Source organism: Streptomyces deccanensis, assembly GCF_022385335.1.
Lineage (GTDB): Bacteria > Actinomycetota > Actinomycetes > Streptomycetales > Streptomycetaceae > Streptomyces > Streptomyces deccanensis.
The window spans coordinates 8075065-8093595 of record NZ_CP092431.1 but is presented as its reverse complement, the minus strand read 5'-3'; the positions used below and the strand labels follow the sequence as shown (position 1 = coordinate 8093595).

The following is an 18531-nucleotide window of genomic DNA, read 5'->3' as shown; positions in this document are numbered from 1 at the left end:
CTTCGAAATCTGTCGTCACGGCAGAGGTTGTGAGCAGGTCACTTATGATCATTGCGGACGGAACGCTCACTCGCAGTGAGTGATGATCCCATCGGCTTGGGGCCTGCCATGATCAAAGAGTTGCTTCAGGAACTCATGTCGACCGCGTTCGGTGGCTGCGATCCGAACGACGGATGCACTGATGCCGAAGTCACGGCTGTCGGGGATCGCTTGGGGATCAGCCTGCCGGACGCATTGCGTGACTATTACGCTGCCGCAGGCCGGCACCCGGAGCTGATGGGCACGAACGGCCACGAGCACACCCTCCGAGTGATGGTTCCCGAGCACCTGGGTGTCGAGGACGGACATCTGATCTTCTGCGGGGAGAACCGATGGCCCGCCCAGTGGAGCGTGCGCCCGGATGATGCCGGCTGGCCCGACCCCAGGGTCTATGGCCGAAGCGAGCCGGGCGGGAAGTGGTACAGCGAATCCCGGAGACTGTCGTCCTTCCTGATCAATGTCGCCGGCAGGCAGGCCGTGAGGTCGCTGCCGCACCAGGCCACCTGCCGGATCCGTGAGCAGCAACTGGGGGTCGTCGAGTCACTGCTCAGCTACGTTGGGTCTCGCGAGATGCAAAAGGGCGGTCACTGGCTGAGCTTCGTCGACCCATCGCGACGCATTCTGGCCAGTTACTCCTACAACACCGACTCCTTGCGCGTCGCGGCCGTGGACCACACCGCACTCGAATCCCTGCACGAGCGTTCAGGTCTGCCATTCGAAGCGGCATGAAGCCGGGGATCGGCTCCACACACTGACGCGGGCGGCTCCGAGAATCTGTGTCCCCGCTCGGGCCCGCCGCTGTTGCGGCTCCGCGATCATGCCTGCTCGACGACGGTCCCGTCCTGGATACATCGCGCCGCACGAAGCACCAGAGACCAGAAACACGCACTCAGCCCGAGGCGCCCACCTCGTTGCGCGGGGCTCCGTCGCCGACCGGGGGCAGATCACCGCGTTCGACCGGCGCACCGTGGGGCGGGGTCTTGTCGCGGTGGTGGCGCGGGAGGAGGAAGGCCAGTTCGGCGTCGGTGGGGCGGTGGGCGGCGAGGGCAGCGGCCCGCAGGACGTCGCGGTCGACGGCGGCCTCGGCGGCGCTGATCCGGACGAGGTGACCGTCCTCCGGGACCGCGTACTCGTGCTGTCCCGCCGAGGTGCGGTACCAGGCGTCCCCGTCGCGCTCACAGCTGACCGCCTCGCCCGTGCCCTGGCCCACCGGCTCCTCGGCGCAGCTCCCGGCGGTCATCGAGCCCCGGTCGACGAGGAGCAGGAGCTGCGCGCTGTTCCTGCGGGACCAGTAGGCGGCGGAGAACCCGTCGGCCCCGTACACGCCGACCGACTGCCGGGCCAGCGTGAACCCGGGGGACTCGGTGACATAGACGAGCCCCGGCGCGAGGCCGAGCGCCTCGGCACGGGCGTGCAGTTCCGCCCGGTCAGGGCGCGGTGCCGGCGGCTCCCGGTCCGCGACCACGACCTTCTCGGCCCCGCAGGCGGTGAGCAGCAACGGCAGCAACGCCAGGGGCAGCAGTACACGCGCGGTACGGAGCATGGACATGCCGTCCATCCTGCCGCACAGATGTTCCACAGGTGAGCCAAAGAGTCCGTTCCGTGAGAGCGCTTACCCTCACACCCGATACGCCGGTGTCCGATTCCTTCAAGACCTGTCGTCGCCGGTCGTCCTACGGTGGCCGCATGACTCCACGACTCGACGCGATCGGGATGGTGGCCTCGGACATGGCCGCCTCCGTCACCTTCTACCGCAGGCTCGGTTTCGCCTTCCCCGAGGGCGCCGATAACCTGCCGCACGCCGAGGCCCGACTGCCGGGCGGGCTACGGCTGCTGCTCGACACCGAGGAGACCGTCCGCTCCTTCCATCCGGAGTACCGCCGGGGGACGGGCGGCGGCGCCGGGCTGGCCCTGTTGTGCGACAGTCCGGCCGAAGTCGACGCGGTGTACGAGGAGTTGGTCGACGCCGGCTACCACGGCGAACTCAAGCCCTGGGACGCGGAGTGGGGCCAGCGCTACGCCGTGGTCCTCGACCCCGACGGCAACGGCGTCGACCTCTTCGCACCCCTGCCGTCGCCCGCCGCCGGCTGATCACTACCGCCCACCGAGCAGCTCGCCGAGCGGCAACCCCGCCAACTCCCGTACGTCACGGGCGAGATGGGCCTGGTCGGCATAGCCGGTCCGGGCCGCCGTCTCGGCGAAGGGCACGCCGTCCCGGGCGAGCGCGAGCGCCCGCTGCAGCCGCAGCACGCGGGCCAGCGTCTTCGGTCCGTACCCGAACGCGGCAAGCGACCGCCGATGCAACTGCCGTGCGCCGAGCCCGAGTTCGTCGGCGGTCGCCGCGACGGGCCGTCCCGCGCCGAGGGCGTCGACGACCTGCCGCAGCACCGGGTCGGGCCGCCGCACCTCGGCCGCCCGCTCCAGGACCACCTCTTCGAGTCCGCTCGCCGGATCGTCCGCCGCGTTCACCCGGGCGGTGAGCCGCCGCACGACGGTGGGCGACCACAGCTCGGCCAGCTCCACCCGCCGGTCCCGCAACTCGTGCGCGGGCACCCCCAGGAAGTCGGGCGCCTGCCCGGGGAAGAACCGCAGCCCCGCCCAACTGCCGGCCCGCCCTTCGGGGACGTACGCCGTCGTGTCCGGCCCGGCGACCAGCAGCCGCCCGTCGTTCCACAACAGGTCCATGCACCCGTCGGGAAGCACCCGCCCCGCACCCTGCGGCCCACTCGGACGGTTGGTCCACACCACGGCCCCACCCAGCCGAGAGGCCCTTTCGCCATACACACCAAGAAGGCTACGCCGGTGACCACCAGGCCTTTAAGGGGCGCGGGGAACTGCGCGAGCAACCACGACCCACCCGCGGACCGCGGACGACCCCGCCCCCACGGCGCTCCCGGGCCCCCGCGCTCCCGGGCACCCGCGCTACACAGCCCGCCGACGCTCCTGCGGACTCACCCCGTACACCCTCTTGAACGCGCTCGACAACGCGAACGCGCTCCCGTAGCCCACCTGTCGGGCGATCGCCTCCAGCGTGTCGTCGCTGTCGCGCAACCGGTCCGCGGCCAGCGCGAGTCGCCACCCCGTGAGGTACGTCATCGGCGGCTCCCTCACCAACTCGTTGAACCGCCGGGCCAGCGCCGCCCGGGAGACCCCCGCCTTCGCGGCCAGCGAGGTCACCGTCCAGGGATGCGCGGGGTCGTCCTGCATCAGCCGCAGCACCCGCCCCACGACCGGGTCGGACATCGCGGCGTACCACTTCGGTGGAGCCGCGTCCGGCCGGGCGAACCACGCCCGCAGCGCGGCGATGACCAGCAGGTCGAGGAGCCGGTCGAGGACGAGTTCCTGACCGGGCTCGTCGCGCACGATCTCCTCCATGAGAACGGGCGTGAGCGGACACGGCCACTCCTCGGACGTCAGCGTGAGCAGCGGTGGCAGCGCGTCGAGGAGGCGTCCGCCGACCTCGCCCTGCCAGAGGTACGTGCCGATCAGCACCACCGCCGAGCCGTCGAGCCGGTCGCCCCAGGAGCGGACGCCGAGGTCCATCGAGCCGTTGAGGGGGCGGCCGTCGGGGTAACTGCACTCGGCGCCCGGCAGGATCACGGCCTGGGGCGGGGTCTCAGGGTCGTCGGCGCAGGTGTACGGGGCGGGGCCGCGTGCGATCGCGAGGTCGCCGGCGCGCAGCCGTACCCGCTCCCCGCCGCCCTCGTCGGGGACGATCCAGGCGTCGCCCCGGACCATGAGCATGACCGTGAGCGGGGCGCGGTCCTCCACGCGTACGGACCAGGGAGGGTCGAAGCACGCACGGATCATGAAGGCGCCACGGGCTCGCGGGCCCTCCAGCAGGCCGGTGAGTGCGTCCATGTCCGTCAGCGTAGACGCGCGCTTATGGGAATGAGCCGTTCGGCGATGGGGTGCGGGAGCGCGGAGCCCTTCACTGGAGGCATGACGGAGAACACGGAGAACACGGCACGTACTCAGGACATGACGGTGGTGGTGACGGGGGCCTCGGGGCGTACGGGCAGCCGGGTCGCGGAGGCGGCGCGGGCCGCCGGCCTCACGGTGCGGGCGGCGTCCCGCGCGAGCGGGTTCGACTGGCTGGACGGGTCCACCTGGGCGCCGGCGCTGCGCGGTGCGGACGCGGCGTACCTGGTGTACCCATCGGACATCGGGGCGCCGGGGGCCGCCGCGGGGATCGGCGGGGTGGCCCGGGAGGCGGTCGCGCAGGGCGTACGGCGGCTGGTGCTGCTGTCGGCGCGCGGGCAGGATCTCGCGGCTCCCGCGGAGGAGGCCGTGCGGGCGTCGGGGGCGGAGTGGACGATCGTGCGGGCGGCGTGGTTCATGCAGAACTTCAGCGAGGGGCCGCTGGTGGAGGGGCTGCGGCAGGGGGAACTGGTGTTTCCCGGTGGTGAGGTTCAGGAACCGTTCGTCGATGTGCGGGACATCGCGGACGTGGTGGTCAGAGCGCTGACGTCGGGCGACGCGTACGTGGGGCGGACCGTGGAGGTCACGGGGGCGCGGCTGTTGAGCTTCCGGGAGGCGGTGGCGGAGATCTCGGCGGTCACGGCCAGGGCGTTCGCCTATGTGCCGGTGTCGGCGCGGGACTACGGGGACCAGTTGCTGGGGTTCGGGGTGCCGGCGGAGGAGGTGGCGTCGTTGGTGGAGGCGTTCGAGGGGCTGCTCGACGGGCGCAACGCGGCGGTCTCCGACGGGGTGCGGGCGGTGTTGGGCCGTGAGGCGCGCGACTTCGGCGAGTTCGTCCGGGAGGCGGCGGGGGTGGGGGTCTGGAAGGGTTGAGTGGCGGCGGGGCGGGGCGGTGCGGTGCGGGGAGCGTGAGCGCCGTGGGGGTGCGGGTGCGTCGCGGGCTGCGGGCCGTGCGTGGTTGCTCGCGCAGTTCCCCGCGCCCCTGAAAACCCTGGCTGCCCGGCACTGACAACGCACCGCCCACCTGTCTGCTGCTTACTCCTCCCCCTTCTTCGCCGGCGACCGCAGTCGCGACGTCACGTCCTCCGGGGGCAGGAAGCGGGACCAGCGTTCCGGGAACTCGGAGGGCATGTCGGGGTCCTCCGGGTCGTGGGAGCGTGCGGCGGCGGCGCGGGCCACGTACTCGGCGGCCTGTTCCTCGCGGAGGCGCTCGTTGGCGGCACGGGCCGCTGCCGTGGCGGCGGCGGGCCAGACGCGGTCGATCGCGGCGTTGACGGCGGCGCCGACGAGGACGGCGAAGGCGCCCACGCCGATCCAGAGGAGGACGGCGACGGCGGCCGCCAGGGAGCCGTAGATCGTCGCGCCCTCGACCGTGTTCGTCAGGTAGATGCGGAGCAGGAAGCTGCCCAGCACCCACATGCCGAGGGCGACCAGGGCGCCGGGCACGTCCTCGACCCAGGGCGAACGGACCGGCACGGACACGTGGTAGAGCGTCGTGAGGAAGACGATGGACAGGACGATGACGACGGGCCAGTAGAGGACCTGCACGACGGTCGCGGACCAGGGGACGATCCGGACGACGGCGTCGGGGCCGGCCACCATCAGCGGCAGGGCGATCGAGCCGATCAGCAGGGCGACGATGAACAGCAGGAACGCCATGAGGCGGGTCTTGACGATGCCGCGGACCCCGTCGAGGCCGTACATGACGGTGATGGTGTCGATGAAGACGTTCACCGCGCGGGAGCCGGACCACAGGGCGAACAGGAAGCCTATGGAGATGACGTCGGGGCGACCGCCCTTCATCACGTCGTCCAGGATGGGCTGCGCGATCTGCGCGACGCCCTTCTCGGACAGGACGGTGCGGGACGCCTCCAGCAGGTTGAGCTCCAGGCTGGCGATGGTGTCGGCGCCGGTCCAGTCGTCGACGTAGCCGAGCAGACCGATCATGCTGAGCAGCAGCGGCGGCACGGAGAGCAGCGTGAAGAACGCCGCCTCGGCGGCGAGGCCCAGGATGCGGTACTCGATGCAGGAGTTGACGGTGTCCTTCAGGAGCAGCCAGGCGGTCCTGCGCTTGGAGACGTCCCGGTAGAGGGCGCGGGCGCGGTGGAGACGCCCATGGGGGCTCTCCGACGGTGGGGGTGACTGACTTGCTGGCTGCACGCCCTAACGGTATCCGCCTGCGCGTGCCGCCCTCACCTCCCGGTGCCGCCTGCCGCGACAGGGGCCGCGTGCGGCGCACGGTCCCCTCCGGTCGCGTCACGGGGCAGCAATGGAAGGGAAACCCAGGAGAAACCAAAGGTGATTCCGAATCGCCTTTTCTGTCATGAACGTGCTGGCTGAATCATTGAGGGGCCGAAAGCGGAACGTGCGAGCGTGTTTGTACCGCCCTTCTGGAAAGTTCCCCGTTGAAGTACTGTGCGGACTCGGTTCCGACAGGTCGGGCGAGATCGGGAAAGGGGCGGGAAAGCGTCAATCACCCGACCTCCCTTGACCGGTTCACGAAGGTACCGAAAGAATCCGGATTGCATTCCGCTGCGCCTCTCTGGACCAGATGCCGGCCCAGCGCACACCGGGGCATCAGCCCAGGCTCCGACCAGGCCTGATCAGTTCCGCCACATACGTCACCGCTTTCCGTTCCCGCAACCCTCCCCCCTCTTTCTGTCATTCCGCGCGCCGTCCCGTCACCCCCGGGCGCCTTCCATCGCAATACCTGTCGCGGAGAAATTCAATGACATTGCCAGCGCCACGACCCGTGGTGGAAATACCGGGCGAGGTCCAGGGGGCCGAGCCGGACGCGGCGGAATCGTACACCGCCGTAGAGCGACTCCTCGCCGAAGTTCTGGCCGGCGTCGCACACGTCGAACACGTGCCCGCAGAAAGCCATTTCTTCGACGACCTCGGTGCCAACTCACTGACGATGGCGCATTTCTGTGCCCGCGTCAGGAAGCACCCCGATCTGCCCTCGGTGTCCATCCGGGACGTCTACGGCCATCCGACCATCCGCAGCCTCGCCCTCGCGTTGACCGAGGCACCGGCACCACCCGCCACCCCGCCCGAGCCGGCCGAGTCCGTGCCCCCGGGCAGCACGTTCCGCTACGTCCTGTGCGGCGTGGCGCAGTTGCTCCTCTTCACCGGATACTGCCTGCTCGCCACCTCCGGATACGCACAGGGGTACGAGTGGGTGGCGGACGCCTCCGGGACGCTCGGGATCTATCTGCGGTCGGCCGTCTTCGGCGCGCTCGCCTTCCTCGCCCTGTGCACCCTGCCGGTCGCCGCCAAGTGGCTGCTGATCGGGCGGTGGAAGCCGGTGGAGTTCCCCGTGTGGGGCCCGGCGTACCTACGGTTCTGGCTGGTCAAGGCACTGCTGCGCACCAGCCCGATGGTCCTGTTCGTCGGCAACCCGCTGTACGTGCTGTATCTGCGGGCCCTCGGCGCCCGCATCGGACCGGGCGTCACCGTCCTCAGCCGCACCGTCCCGGTCTGCACCGACCTGCTGACCATCGGCGCGGGCACCATCATCCGCAAGGACTCCTACTTCCTCTGCTACCGGGCGCGCGCCGGGCGCATCCGCACCGGCCCCGTCACCCTCGGCCGGGACGCCTTCGTCGGCGAGCACACCGTCCTCGACATCGACACCGCGCTGGGCGACGGCTCCCAGCTCGGCCACTCCTCCGCGCTGCGCGCCGGCGAGTCCGTCCCGGCCGGGGAGAGCTGGCACGGCTCACCGGCCCGCCCCACGGACGTCGACCACATCCGGGTCCCCCCGCTCCCCCGCGGCACGCCGCGCCGGGCCGGATACGGGCTCGCCGCCCTGCTACAGACCCTGCTGCTGTACGTGCCGCTGGCCGTCGGCGGCGCCTATCTGCTGCTCACCGCCGCGCCCGAACTGGACACCCTGCTCGACCCGACGTCGCGGCACACCACCTCGGGGCGCTTCTACGTCGAGGCGGCGGCCCTGTCGCTCGCGCTGTTCACGGGCTCGATCCTCGTCGGAGCCGTCCTGGTGTTCGTCGTCCCGCGACTGCTGCGCCCGCTGGTGAAGCCCGACCGCGTCTATCCGCTGTACGGCTTCCACTACTCGGTGCACCGCGCGATCGCCCGCCTGACCAACATCAAGTTCTTCAAGTGGCTGTGCGGCGACAGCTCGTACATCGTCCCGTACCTCAAGACCCTCGGATACGACCTCTCACGCGTCGAACAGACCGGGTCCAACTTCGGCACCGAGGTGCAGCACGAGACGCCGTACCTGGTGACGGTCGGCAGCGGCACGATGGTCGCCGATGGCCTGTCGGTCATGAACGCGGACTACTCCGGCACGTCTTTCCGGCTCTCCCGGACGGCGATCGGCGGCCACAACTTCCTGGGCAACGCCATCGCCTACCCGGTCGGCGGCCGGACCGGCGAGAACTGTCTGCTGGCCACCAAGGTGCTGGTGCCCCTCGACGGCGAGATCCGCGAAGGGGTCGGGCTGCTCGGCTCACCGCCCTTCGAGATACCCCGCTCGGTCGAGCGCGACAGCCGCTTCGACCATCTGCGCGAGGGCGAGGAACTGCACCGCCGGCTCACCGCGAAGAACCGCTTCAACCTGCGCACGATGGCGCTGTTCCTCTTCCTGCGCTGGCTGCACACCTTCGCGCTCACCGTCCTCGGCTTCGCCGCCTTCGACCTGTACGGCCACGGGAACGGCCCGGCGGCACCGCTCGCCCTCGCCGCGCTGCCCCTGGCGGCCCTCGTCCTCACCACCCTCTACTACACGCTGGTGGAGCGCGCCCTGACCGGGTTCCGGCCGCTGCGCCCCCGGCTGTGCTCCATCTACGACCCCGTCTTCTGGCGGCAGGAGCGGCTGTGGAAGCTGCCCGACCAGCATCTGGAGGTCCTCAACGGCACCCCGTACAAGAACCTCGTCTGGCGGCTCCTCGGGGTCCGGATCGGGCGCCGGGTCTTCGACGACGGGGCGTACATCACCGAACGGACGCTCACCGCCATCGGCGACGACTGCACGCTCGCCGCCGGCAGCAAGATCCAGGCGCACTCGCAGGAGGACGGCACCTACAAGTCCGACCACGTCACGATCGGCACCGGCAGCACGCTGGAGGTCCAGGCGTTCGTCCACTACGGCGTGACGCTGGGCGAGGGGGCCGTGCTGGCGCCCGACTCCTTCCTGATGAAGGGCGAAGAGGTGCCGCCGCACGCGCGCTGGGGCGGGAACCCGGCGACGGAGACCACCGGAACACGGTGAATCGGGGGAAGAACATGGAACCGTTGGAGCCGGGCGACGCTGCCCGCACGTACTGGCACGAGGTGCTCACCGCCGGGGGGCGGACCGCGATACCGCGGTGGAGCACCGCCCCGACGAAAGGGGTAGCCGCCTACGAAGTGCCGTTGCCGGACGGGCTGTTGGCCGGGGCGGACGGCACGTCCGCACTGCTCGCCGCGCACGCCGGGGTGCTCGCCGCGCTGTCGGGCGAGGCCGAGATCACCACCGGCTGGCTGGAGGACGGCCGACTGCTGCCCTGCCGGCTCACCGCCGCGCCCGGCGGCACCTGGCGCGCCCTGCTGGAGCACACCCGCCGGGCCACCGCCGAGCTGCTGACGCACGCCGGGTTCCCGGTGGCCGCCCTGCGGCACGAACTCGGCCTGGACGAGGCGCCGTTCGAGACGGTGCTCGACACCGGCGGCGACGGCGACCTCGACGAGGACGTGGTCCTGCGGGTCGGGCTGGTGCACCGGGACGACGGCCCGGCGCTCCGGCTGCGGTACCGCACGGACGTGCTCGACGAGGACGCCGCGGCCCGCGTCGCCGGATACCACGTCACCGCGCTCACCCTGCTCGCCGCCGAACCGGACGCCGAACGCGGGCGCGGGAGCCTGGTGACGGGCGACGAACTGCGCCACCAGCTCGACGGGTTGGCCGGACCGCACCGCGAACTGCCGGACCTCCGGGTGCACGAGCTGTTCGAGCAGCGGGTGGTGGCGCACCCGGACGCGGTCGCCGCCGTGCACGGCGACCGGCGCTGGACCTACCGCGAGCTGAACTCCCGCGCCAACCAGCTCAGTCGGGCCCTGCTCGTCCGGGGCCTCGGCCACGAGGGCGTCGTCGCCGTGGTGACCGAACGCAACCTGGACTGGATGGCGGCCGTCCTCGCGGTGTTCAAGGCCGGCGGCGCCTATCTGCCCGTCGAGCCGCATTTCCCCGCCGAGCGCGTCGCCACCGTCCTCGCCCGCGCCGGCTGCGAGCTGGTGCTCACCGAGCGGGGCAGCACGGCCACGCTGGACCGGGCCCTGGCGGGCCTGCCCGGGGTGCGGCGGCTGCTCGTCGAGGACGCCTACGACGAGGCCCATCCGGACTCCGACCTCGGCATGGAGATCGGACCGGACCGGCTGGCGTACATCTACTTCACGTCCGGTTCCACGGGCGAGCCCAAGGGCGCGATGTGCGAGCACGCCGGGTTGGTCAACCACCTCCACGCCAAGCTCGACGACCTCGGGATCGGCGAGGGGGACGTGGTCGCGCAGACCGCGCCCCAGTGCTTCGACATCTCCCTGTGGCAGCTGCTGGCCGCGCCCCTGGCCGGCGGGCGGACCCTGCTGGTGGAGCAGGAGGCGATCCTGGACGTCGAGCGGTTCGTCGACCGGATCGCCGACGGCCGGGCCAACGTGGTCCAGGTGGTGCCGTCGTACCTCGAAGCGGTCCTCTCCCATCTGGAGCAGCACCCCCGTGAACTGCCCGACCTGCGCCGGGTGTCGGTCACCGGGGAGGCGCTGAAGAAGGAGCTGGCGGAGCGCTGGTTCGCCACCGCGCCGGGGATACCGCTGGTCAACGCCTACGGGCTGACCGAGACCTCGGACGACACCAACCACGAGGTGATGGACCGCGCCCCGGAGGGGGACCGGGTGCCGCTGGGCCCTCCCGTCCGGAACGTCCGGGTGTACGTCGTCGACGAGCACCTCCGCCCGGTGCCGCTGGGCGCGCCGGGGGAGATCGTCTTCTCCGGGGTGTGCGTGGGGCGCGGGTACGTCAACGACCCCGAGCGCACCGCGCGGGCGTTCACCACCGACCCGTACCGCCCCGGTGAGCGGCTCTACCGCAGCGGGGACCAGGGACGCTGGCGGCCCGACGGGAAGCTGGAGTTCCTGGGCCGCCGGGACACCCAGGTCAAGGTGCGGGGGTTCCGCATCGAGATCGGCGAGGTGGAGAACGCCCTGCTCAAGGTGGCGGGCGTGCGGGACGGCGCGGTGGTGGTCGTCAGGGGCGCGCGCCTGGTGGCCTTCCACTCGGGCCGGCCGCTCGCGGGCGAGGCGCTGCGGGACCGGCTGGCGCGGTCGCTGCCGGCGTACATGGTGCCGTCGGTGTTCCACTGGCGGGAGAGCCTGCCGCTGACCGCCAACGGCAAGATCGACCGGCGGACGCTGACCGCTCTGGCCGAGGAACTCGACGCCGTGCGGGGCGAGTCGGGCGAACCGTCGGCGACCCCGACCGAGGAGCGGCTGGCCGCCGTCTGGGCCGAGGTGCTCGGGGTGGCGCGGGACCGGATCGGGCGGCACGACCACTTCTTCGACCGGGGCGGCACCTCGCTGTCGGCGGTGAAGCTGGCGATCGCCCTCGACCGGGCGGTGTCCCCCAAGGACGTGACCGCGCATCCGACCCTGGCCGACCTGGCCGGGCTGATCGACACGAGGGCCGGGGCGGCGACCGACGCCGGGACGCCGCGCACGGCCGCCGGGACCGTGGGGAGGTCGTCGTGAGCTTTCTGAGCCGTCGACGCGGCGGAGCACGCCGCGGCCGCAAGGACACGGCGCCGACGCCGCCCCCGGCCGCGCTCGCCGTGCCGAACATCGAACTGCCGGACATCGAACTCTCGACCGACAAGCCGCCGCTCGTGACCGTCTCCCCCGCCGAACCCGTCGCCCACTGGGCGGCCGCACACCGCGGCGCCCTGCGGGCCGCCGTCGCCGAGCACGGCTCGCTGCTCGTGCGCGGGCTCGGACTGCGGGACCCGGCCGAGGTCGGCGCGGTCTTCCACGAGGTGGCCGACACACTGACGACCGAGCAGGAGGCCTTCGCGCCACGCCGGACGTACACGGACGGCGTGCACTCCTCGACGGCCTGGCCGCCCAACCAACCGATGTGCATGCACCACGAGTCGAGCTACGCGCTGGACTTCCCCGGCCTGCTGCTCTTCGCCTGTCTGGAGGCCGCCGAGCGGGGCGGGGCGACCGGGATCGCGGACGCCGAGGCCGTACTCGCGGCGCTGCCCACCGAGTTGACGGAGCGGTTCGAACGGGAGGGCTGGCTGCTCACCCGCTCGTACAACGACGAGATCGGCGCGTCGGTCGCCGAGGCGTTCGGCACCGCGGACCGGACGGTCGTCGAGGCGTACTGCCGGGCGCACTCCATCGAGTTCGACTGGCGGCCCGACGGGTCGCTGCACACCCGGCAGCGGCGGGCCGCCGTGCGCCGGCATCCGGTGACCGGCCGCCGCTGCTGGTTCAACCAGATCGCGTTCCTCAACGAATGGACCATGGACCCCGAGGTCCGCGACTACCTCGTGGACCTGTACGGGGCCGACGGGCTGCCCTTCAACACCCGTTACGGCGACGGCGATCCGATCGGCCCGGACGTCGTCGCGACCCTGAACGAGGTCTACGAGACGCACACCGTCCGCACACCGTGGCGACCGGGCGACCTGCTGCTCGTCGACAACGTCCGCTGCGCCCACAGCCGTGAGCCCTACGAGGGGCCGCGCGAGGTGCTGGTGGGTCTGGCGGACCCGGTACGGCAGACCGGCCACGACGCACCGGGCCGCCACACGAAGGACCGCGACACACATGTCTCCGACGCGAAGGACGAGGTGAGCTTCCGATGACCGAGGTTCCGGGTTTCGCCGTGATCTCCGGCGCCCAGGTGCGGCAGGCCCTGCGGGGCCGGGAACGGGAGATCGTCGAACTGGTCGAGCACGCCTACCTGTTGCACGGGAACGGGGACACCGGCGACACGGTCAACCCGCCGTCGTACTTCCTCCGCTTCCCCGACCGTCCGTCCTCGCGGATCATCGCGCTGCCCGCCTCACTGGGCGGGAAGTACCAGGTGGACGGCTTGAAGTGGGTCTCCAGTTTCCCGGAGAACACGGCGAGCGGGTTGCCGCGCGCCTCCGCCGTGCTCATCCTCAACGACCACGCCACCGGGTACCCGTTCGCGTGTCTGGAGGCGTCCATCATCAGCGCCACCCGGACCGCCGCGTCGGCGGCGCTGGCGGCCGACCGGCTGAGCGGGGCGCGCCGGGGGGCGCCGCGTCCGACACGGGTCGGCTTCCTCGGCACGGGCCTGATCGCCCGGTACATCCACACCTTCCTCGTGGCGACCGGCTTCTCGTTCGAGGAGGTGGGGGTGCACGACCTGTCCGCGGACAGCGCGAGGGGGTTCTGCGGGTACCTGGAGCGGTCCGGCGCGGACGGGCGCGTGACGGTACACGACAGCGCCGAGGACGTGATCCGGGCGAGCGACCTGGTGGTCTTCGCGACGATCGCGGGCGAACCGCACATCCATGAACCCAAGTGGTTCGCCCACCACCCGCTGGTGCTGCACGTGTCGTTGCGCGATCTCGCGCCCGAGGTGCTGCTCGCGTCGGCGAACTTCGTCGACGACGTCGAGCACTGCCTCAAGGCGAACACGTCACCGCACCTGACCGAACAGCTCACCGGCGCACGGGACTTCCTCGACGGAACGCTCCATGACGTCCTCACCGGCCGGGCGACCGTGCCGGCGGACCGTCCGGTGGTCTTCTCGCCGTTCGGCCTCGGGGTCCTGGACCTCGCGGTCGGCGCTCATGTCCACGAGGAAGTGGCCCGCTCCGGCGGACTGCGGGTCGTGGACGACTTCTTCCACGAGCTGCGCCGCCACGGCTGACCGCCGGGGCGCAGCGCGTACGACAGTGCACAACCAGGGGGGCAGCGGTGCCAGTCATATCCGTTCCCACGGACTTCAACGAGGAGGAGCTGTACGTCGATCTGCGTCAGATCGTCGGACACAGGCTCTTCCTGAAGTGCGAGGGGTTCAACTTCGCCGGCTCGATCAAGCTCAAGGCCGCGTCCGAGATGGTGCGGGCGGCCGAACGGGAGGGGCGTCTCGGGCCGGGGTCGACGCTCGTGGAGTCGTCGTCCGGCAATCTGGGCGTCGCCCTGAGCATGATCGCGGCGAGCCGGGGCTACCGGTTTCTGTGCGTGACCGATTCCCGGTGCAATCCGCAGACCCGGCGCGTGATCGAGGCGCTGGGCAGCCGGGTGCACGTCATCTCCGAGCCGGATCCGCACGGCGGTTTCCTGGGGGCGCGGATCTCGTACGTCCGCGCGCTGTGCGCCACCGACCCGCGGTACGTGTGGCTGGACCAGTACACCAACGAGGCGAACTCGCGGGCGCACTACCGCACCACCGCGCCCGCGATCGCCCGGCAGTTCCCGCGGCTGGACGTGCTGTTCGTGGGCGTCGGCACCTCGGGGACGCTGATGGGCTGCGCCCAGTGGTTCTGGGAGCGGCGGCGCCGGGTGCGGATCGTCGCCGTGGACAGTGTCGGGTCGGTGGCGTTCGGCGGGGCGCCGGGCCGCCGGATGATCCCGGGGCTCGGCACCAGCGTGACCCCGCCGCTCCTCGACGCGTCCTACGTCGACGACGTCGTCCGGGTGGAGGAGATCGACACCGTACGGACCTGTCACCGCATGGCTCGCCGGGGCTTCCTCTTCGGGGGCTCCACGGGCACGGTCGTCAGCGGCGCCGCCGAGTGGCTGGGCCGCAACGGCTCGCCCGACACCACGGCGGTGGCGCTCTCCCCGGACCTCGGCGAACGCTACCTCGACACCGTCTACCGGCCGGGCTGGCCGCTGGAGCAGTACGGGGAGGCCGTGCTCGACCCGGAGGAGCAGTTCGGCACGGGCGACCTGGGAACGGACGAGCTCGCGACACCCGTCTGAACCGCGGCGCACGCTCCGGCGCCGGACGCTCCACTCCGGCGCCGGACACCTGCCCCGAAGACCGGCGAGCGTCACCGTGACGACGCGATACCGAGGGGTACGTTCCGGATATGGCATCGAGTACCCACGAAGTGACCAATCAGGCTCCGCCCCTGGTGGACTACGACGTCTTCGGCGCCGACGCCGTGCTGGCGGAGGCGGTCGAGCGGCATCTGGCGCCGGAGGTCCTGGAGGAGGCGCGGGACGAGCTGACGGGGTTCGGCCGCACGGCGGGCTCCGCGCAGGTGCAGGAGTGGGGGCGGCTCGCGAACGAGAACCCGCCGAAGCTGCGGGCGTACGACCGGTACGGGAACCGGGTGGACGAGGTCGAGTTCCATCCGTCCTGGCACCGGCTGCTCGGCAAGGGGGTGTCGGCGGGCCTGACAGCGGCCTGGAACCGGCCCGGCGGTCATGTGCGACGCGCGGCGGCGTTCGTGGTGTGGACCCAGGTCGAGGCCGGCAACGGCTGTCCGCTGTCCATGACCCACGCGGCGGTGCCCGCCCTGCGGACGGACCCGGCGCTGGCCGCCGAGTGGGAGCCCCGGCTGACGTCGCGGCTCTACGACTGGGACATGCGGCCCGCCGACCGGAAGGCCGGCGCCCTCTTCGGGATGGGCATGACCGAGAAGCAGGGCGGCAGCGACGTACGCGCCAACACCAGCGCGGCGCGGCCGCTGGCCGAGGACGGGACGTACGAGCTGACGGGCCACAAGTGGTTCTGCTCGGCGCCGATGTCGGACGGGTTCCTGGTGCTGGCGCAGGCTCCGGGCGGGCTGACCTGTTTCCTGGTGCCCCGGGTGCTGGCGGACGGCTCGCGGAACGTGTTCCGCATCCAGCGGCTGAAGGAGAAGCTGGGCAACCGGTCCAACGCCTCCGCGGAGGTCGAGTTCGACGGGACGTGGGCGCGCCGGGTCGGGGACGAGGGGGCGGGGGTGCGCACGATCATCGGGATGGTGGCGGCCACCCGGCTGGACTGCGCGCTGGGCGCGGCCTCGTTGATGCGGCAGGCCGTCGCGCAGGCGGTGCATCACTGCACGTACCGGGAGGCGTTCGGCGGGCGGCTGGTCGACAAGCCGCTGATGCGGAACGTGCTGGCCGATCTGGCGCTGGAGTCGGAGGCGGCGACGACGCTGGCGATGCGGCTGGCGGCGGCGTACGACGCGGCGGAGGCGGGCGACGAGAACGAACGCTCGTTTTTGCGGCTCGCGGTGCCGGTCGCCAAGTACTGGGTCACCAAGCGCTGCGCCCCGCTCGTGGTGGAGGCCTCCGAGTGCCTGGGCGGCAACGGCTATGTCGAGGAGTCCGGCATGCCGCGCCTGCTGCGCGAGTCCCCGCTCAACTCCATCTGGGAGGGCGCCGGGAACGTCCAGGCGCTCGATGTGCTGCGCGCCCTGCAGCGCGAACCGCGGGCCCTGGACGCCTACTTGCGGGAGGTGGGCCGGGCGCGCGGCGCGGACCACCGGCTCGACGGCGCGATCAAGGGCCTGCTGACCGAACTCGCGGATCTGGACGGCGTCGAGGCCCGCGCGCGGCGGCTCGTGGAGCGGTTGGCGCTCGTCCTCCAGGGCGCGCTGCTCACGCGGTTCGCGCCCCCGGCGGTCGCCGACGCCTTCTGCGCCTCCCGGCTCGGCGGCGACTGGGGCACGGCCTTCGGCACGCTGCCGCACACCCTGGACCTGGCGTCGGTGGTGGAACGGGCACGTCCGGTGGGCTGAGCGCAGCCGTACGGGGGACATCCTGCCGCGCGGCGGGCGCCCGCTCTTTCGGGTGGTGCGACCGGGCCGTCCGACGCGGGGGTGGTGCTGCGCCGACACGGCACCACCCCCGCTTCTGTGGCCCCTTGGAGCGGAGCCCAGACGCCGTAGCGGGCGACGTTGAACAAGTTTCAAGGAGCACGGGGCGGTCCGCCAGGGTTGCAGGGGGTTGCAACTCGTCGGCGCTCTGTGGCCGGAGGACGCCCCTCCGTGGCCGAAGAGCGGCACACTGGGAGACCCGCAGTCAACGCCGTCGCGCGGATCCGGACTTCCTCGGCCACCAGGGGCCGGGGAGCGGACCGGCCTGCCGGGAGGAACGTGTGCCGCACTCGCCGATGGAAGTCACACGGCTGACCGCTACGGACGCCGCCCGGGCGGCCCGGGTCCTCGGCGAGGTGCGCGCCTCCACCCTCGACGGACGGCCCTCGAAACCGGCCCCGCGCCCCGCGATCCGGGAGTCCTGGGGCCGGACGGTGCGCGGTGGCGTCGACCCCGACCACGACTTCCGGTCCGACCTCCTCGGCCGGGACGAGGTCGAGCGGCGGCGTCGGACCTCGCGGCTGCGCCATGTCCTGCCGGTGCTCCGCGAGGGGCTGCTCTCCCTGGCGGACACCACGCAGCACATCATGATGGTCGCGGACGCGGACGCCCGGGTGCTGTGGCGCGAGGGCAGTACGGCCGTCCTGCGCAAGGCGGACGGGCAAGGGCTGGGCATCGGCTCGGACTGGCGCGAGGAGGTCGTCGGCACGAACGGCGTCGGCACGCCCCTGGTCTCCCGGCGCGCCGTCCAGGTGTTCTCCGCCGAGCACTTCGTGCGGGCCCTGCACCCGTGGACCTGCACCGGCGCCCCCATCGTCGACCCGCGCGACGGCCGGCTCCTCGGCGCGGTAGACATCAGCGGCCCCCTGGAGACCCTGCACCCCTCCACCCTCGCGCTCGTCGACTCGGTCGCCAAGCTCGCCCAGGCGCACTTGCGGGAGCTACACCTCATCTCGCTCGAAGAGCTACGGGCGGTGGCGGCCCCGGTGCTGGCCCGGATCGGGGGCCGCGCGATCGCCGTCGACCGGGACGGCTGGACGGCCGCGGTCACCGGCATGCCGTACACCAGCCGGATCGCCCTGCCCAAGTCCCTCTCCCCCGGCCGGTGCCGGCTGCCCGCGCTCGGCCCGTGCATCGTCGAGCCGTTGCCCGCCGGCTGGCTGATACGGCCCGTGGCGGAGCCGGCGTCCGCCACGGCCGCCACGCACATCACCCTGGACGTGTCCCACCCGCGCGGCTGGACGGTCACCGTCGCCGGCTGCGCGGGCTCCTGGACCCATGAGCTCACCCCGCGCCACGCCGAACTCCTGTACCTGCTGGCCCTGCACCGGGGTGGGCGCAGCGCCTCCGCGCTCGCCGACGACATGTTCGGGGACCCCGCGCGCACCGTCACGATCCGCGCCGAGATGTCGCGGGTGCGCCGCTATCTCGGTCCCTTCCTCGACCATCGGCCGTACCGCTTCACCGAGCGCGCCGACGTCGAAGTCCTGCTGCCCGAGAGCCCGTTGGACCTGTTGCCGCACTCGGTGGCGCCGGGGGTGGTGCGGGCGCGGAGCGGGGTTGCGGGGGGTGCGCCGGGTGGCCTCCTCGGGGCGGACGGGCGTGCGGGGCACGAGCGGGCCGGGCCGAACCTGTGATCCCCCGCCGAACTCCCAACCTCCGTACCGGTGAGCGGATCATGGTGTCGGGGTGAGGGATCTCCCTGTATTTCGCGGGACCTCGGCGTGACACGTGTCCCACTGACGTAGCATCGCTGCCAGGCCGCCCCACCTGC

The 18531-nt window shown here is 72.1% G+C and carries 14 protein-coding genes; 10 read left to right on the top strand and 4 right to left on the bottom strand.

Annotated elements, in window-relative coordinates; genetic code table 11:
• Window positions 1–75 precede the first annotated feature (75 nt).
• On the top strand, window positions 76–768 hold the full coding sequence (locus L3078_RS35835; RefSeq protein WP_239758077.1) for a hypothetical protein: 693 nt from the start codon (window positions 76–78) through the stop codon (window positions 766–768).
• Window positions 769–928: 160 nt separating this feature from the next.
• Here L3078_RS35835 and L3078_RS35830 read toward each other — a convergent pair whose 3' ends face one another.
• The gene (locus tag L3078_RS35830; protein WP_239760593.1) at window positions 929–1582 is read right to left on the bottom strand and encodes a hypothetical protein; all 654 of its coding nucleotides are present in this window, start codon (window positions 1580–1582) and stop codon (window positions 929–931) included.
• 143 nt (window positions 1583–1725) lie between these two features.
• Between L3078_RS35830 and L3078_RS35825 the strand changes: the two genes are divergently transcribed.
• Complete coding sequence (locus tag L3078_RS35825) at window positions 1726–2130, top strand: VOC family protein (RefSeq protein ID WP_239758076.1); 405 nt, start codon at window positions 1726–1728, stop codon at window positions 2128–2130.
• Between the two features lie 3 nt (window positions 2131–2133).
• Here L3078_RS35825 and L3078_RS35820 read toward each other — a convergent pair whose 3' ends face one another.
• Together L3078_RS35820 and L3078_RS35815 are read right to left on the bottom strand one after the other, a co-directional pair.
• Window positions 2134–2823: a helix-turn-helix domain-containing protein gene (locus tag L3078_RS35820; RefSeq protein ID WP_239758075.1), complete on the bottom strand. Its 690-nt coding sequence runs from the start codon at window positions 2821–2823 to the stop codon at window positions 2134–2136.
• Between the two features lie 138 nt (window positions 2824–2961).
• On the bottom strand, window positions 2962–3900 hold the full coding sequence (locus L3078_RS35815; protein ID WP_239758074.1) for an AraC family transcriptional regulator: 939 nt from the start codon (window positions 3898–3900) through the stop codon (window positions 2962–2964).
• A gap of 81 nt (window positions 3901–3981) precedes the next feature.
• Here L3078_RS35815 and L3078_RS35810 point away from each other — a divergent pair, with 81 nt between their 5' ends.
• Window positions 3982–4833, top strand: a complete 852-nt coding sequence (locus tag L3078_RS35810) for an NmrA family NAD(P)-binding protein (RefSeq protein WP_239758073.1) — start codon at window positions 3982–3984, stop codon at window positions 4831–4833.
• Between the two features lie 162 nt (window positions 4834–4995).
• Here the strand turns inward: L3078_RS35810 and L3078_RS35805 are convergent, their stop codons facing one another.
• Window positions 4996–6120, bottom strand: a complete 1125-nt coding sequence (locus L3078_RS35805) for a YihY/virulence factor BrkB family protein (protein ID WP_179201803.1) — start codon at window positions 6118–6120, stop codon at window positions 4996–4998.
• A gap of 592 nt (window positions 6121–6712) precedes the next feature.
• Here L3078_RS35805 and L3078_RS35800 point away from each other — a divergent pair.
• The 7 genes from L3078_RS35800 to L3078_RS35770 all read left to right on the top strand — a co-directional run bounded on the left by L3078_RS35800 (window position 6713) and on the right by L3078_RS35770 (window position 18394).
• The gene (locus L3078_RS35800; protein WP_239758072.1) at window positions 6713–9199 is read left to right on the top strand and encodes a Pls/PosA family non-ribosomal peptide synthetase; all 2487 of its coding nucleotides are present in this window, start codon (window positions 6713–6715) and stop codon (window positions 9197–9199) included.
• A gap of 14 nt (window positions 9200–9213) precedes the next feature.
• Window positions 9214–11706: a non-ribosomal peptide synthetase gene (locus L3078_RS35795; RefSeq protein WP_239758071.1), complete on the top strand. Its 2493-nt coding sequence runs from the start codon at window positions 9214–9216 to the stop codon at window positions 11704–11706.
• Window positions 11703–12827 (top strand): TauD/TfdA family dioxygenase, encoded by a 1125-nt coding sequence (locus L3078_RS35790; protein ID WP_239758070.1) that lies wholly within the window; start codon window positions 11703–11705, stop codon window positions 12825–12827. The genes L3078_RS35795 and L3078_RS35790 overlap by 4 nt, the downstream gene beginning before the upstream one ends.
• Window positions 12824–13867, top strand: coding sequence for a 2,3-diaminopropionate biosynthesis protein SbnB (gene sbnB / locus L3078_RS35785; RefSeq protein ID WP_239758069.1), 1044 nt, complete (start codon window positions 12824–12826; stop codon window positions 13865–13867). The genes L3078_RS35790 and sbnB overlap by 4 nt, the downstream gene beginning before the upstream one ends.
• Window positions 13868–13914: 47 nt before the next feature.
• Window positions 13915–14925, top strand: a complete 1011-nt coding sequence (gene sbnA, locus L3078_RS35780; RefSeq protein WP_239758068.1) for a 2,3-diaminopropionate biosynthesis protein SbnA — start codon at window positions 13915–13917, stop codon at window positions 14923–14925.
• Between the two features lie 110 nt (window positions 14926–15035).
• A complete protein-coding gene (locus L3078_RS35775) occupies window positions 15036–16679 on the top strand; it encodes an acyl-CoA dehydrogenase family protein (protein ID WP_239758067.1) in 1644 nt (547 codons plus the stop codon).
• 374 nt (window positions 16680–17053) lie between these two features.
• On the top strand, window positions 17054–18394 hold the full coding sequence (locus L3078_RS35770) for a helix-turn-helix domain-containing protein (RefSeq protein WP_239760592.1): 1341 nt from the start codon (window positions 17054–17056) through the stop codon (window positions 18392–18394).
• Window positions 18395–18531 lie beyond the last annotated feature (137 nt).

Excerpts from the sequence above, each read along its gene's own strand:
- L3078_RS35830 (WP_239760593.1), bottom strand. The coding sequence starts at position 1,582 with ATGCTCCGTACCGCGCGTGTACTGCTGCCCCTGGCGTTGCTGCCGTTG.
- L3078_RS35825 (WP_239758076.1), top strand. The coding sequence starts at position 1,726 with ATGACTCCACGACTCGACGCGATCGGGATGGTGGCCTCGGACATGGCC.
- L3078_RS35815 (WP_239758074.1), bottom strand. The coding sequence starts at position 3,900 with ATGGACGCACTCACCGGCCTGCTGGAGGGCCCGCGAGCCCGTGGCGCC.
- L3078_RS35810 (WP_239758073.1), top strand. The coding sequence starts at position 3,982 with ATGACGGAGAACACGGAGAACACGGCACGTACTCAGGACATGACGGTG.
- L3078_RS35795 (WP_239758071.1), top strand. The coding sequence starts at position 9,214 with ATGGAACCGTTGGAGCCGGGCGACGCTGCCCGCACGTACTGGCACGAG.
- sbnB (WP_239758069.1), top strand. The coding sequence starts at position 12,824 with ATGACCGAGGTTCCGGGTTTCGCCGTGATCTCCGGCGCCCAGGTGCGG.
- L3078_RS35775 (WP_239758067.1), top strand. The coding sequence starts at position 15,036 with ATGGCATCGAGTACCCACGAAGTGACCAATCAGGCTCCGCCCCTGGTG.
- L3078_RS35770 (WP_239760592.1), top strand. The coding sequence starts at position 17,054 with ATGGAAGTCACACGGCTGACCGCTACGGACGCCGCCCGGGCGGCCCGG.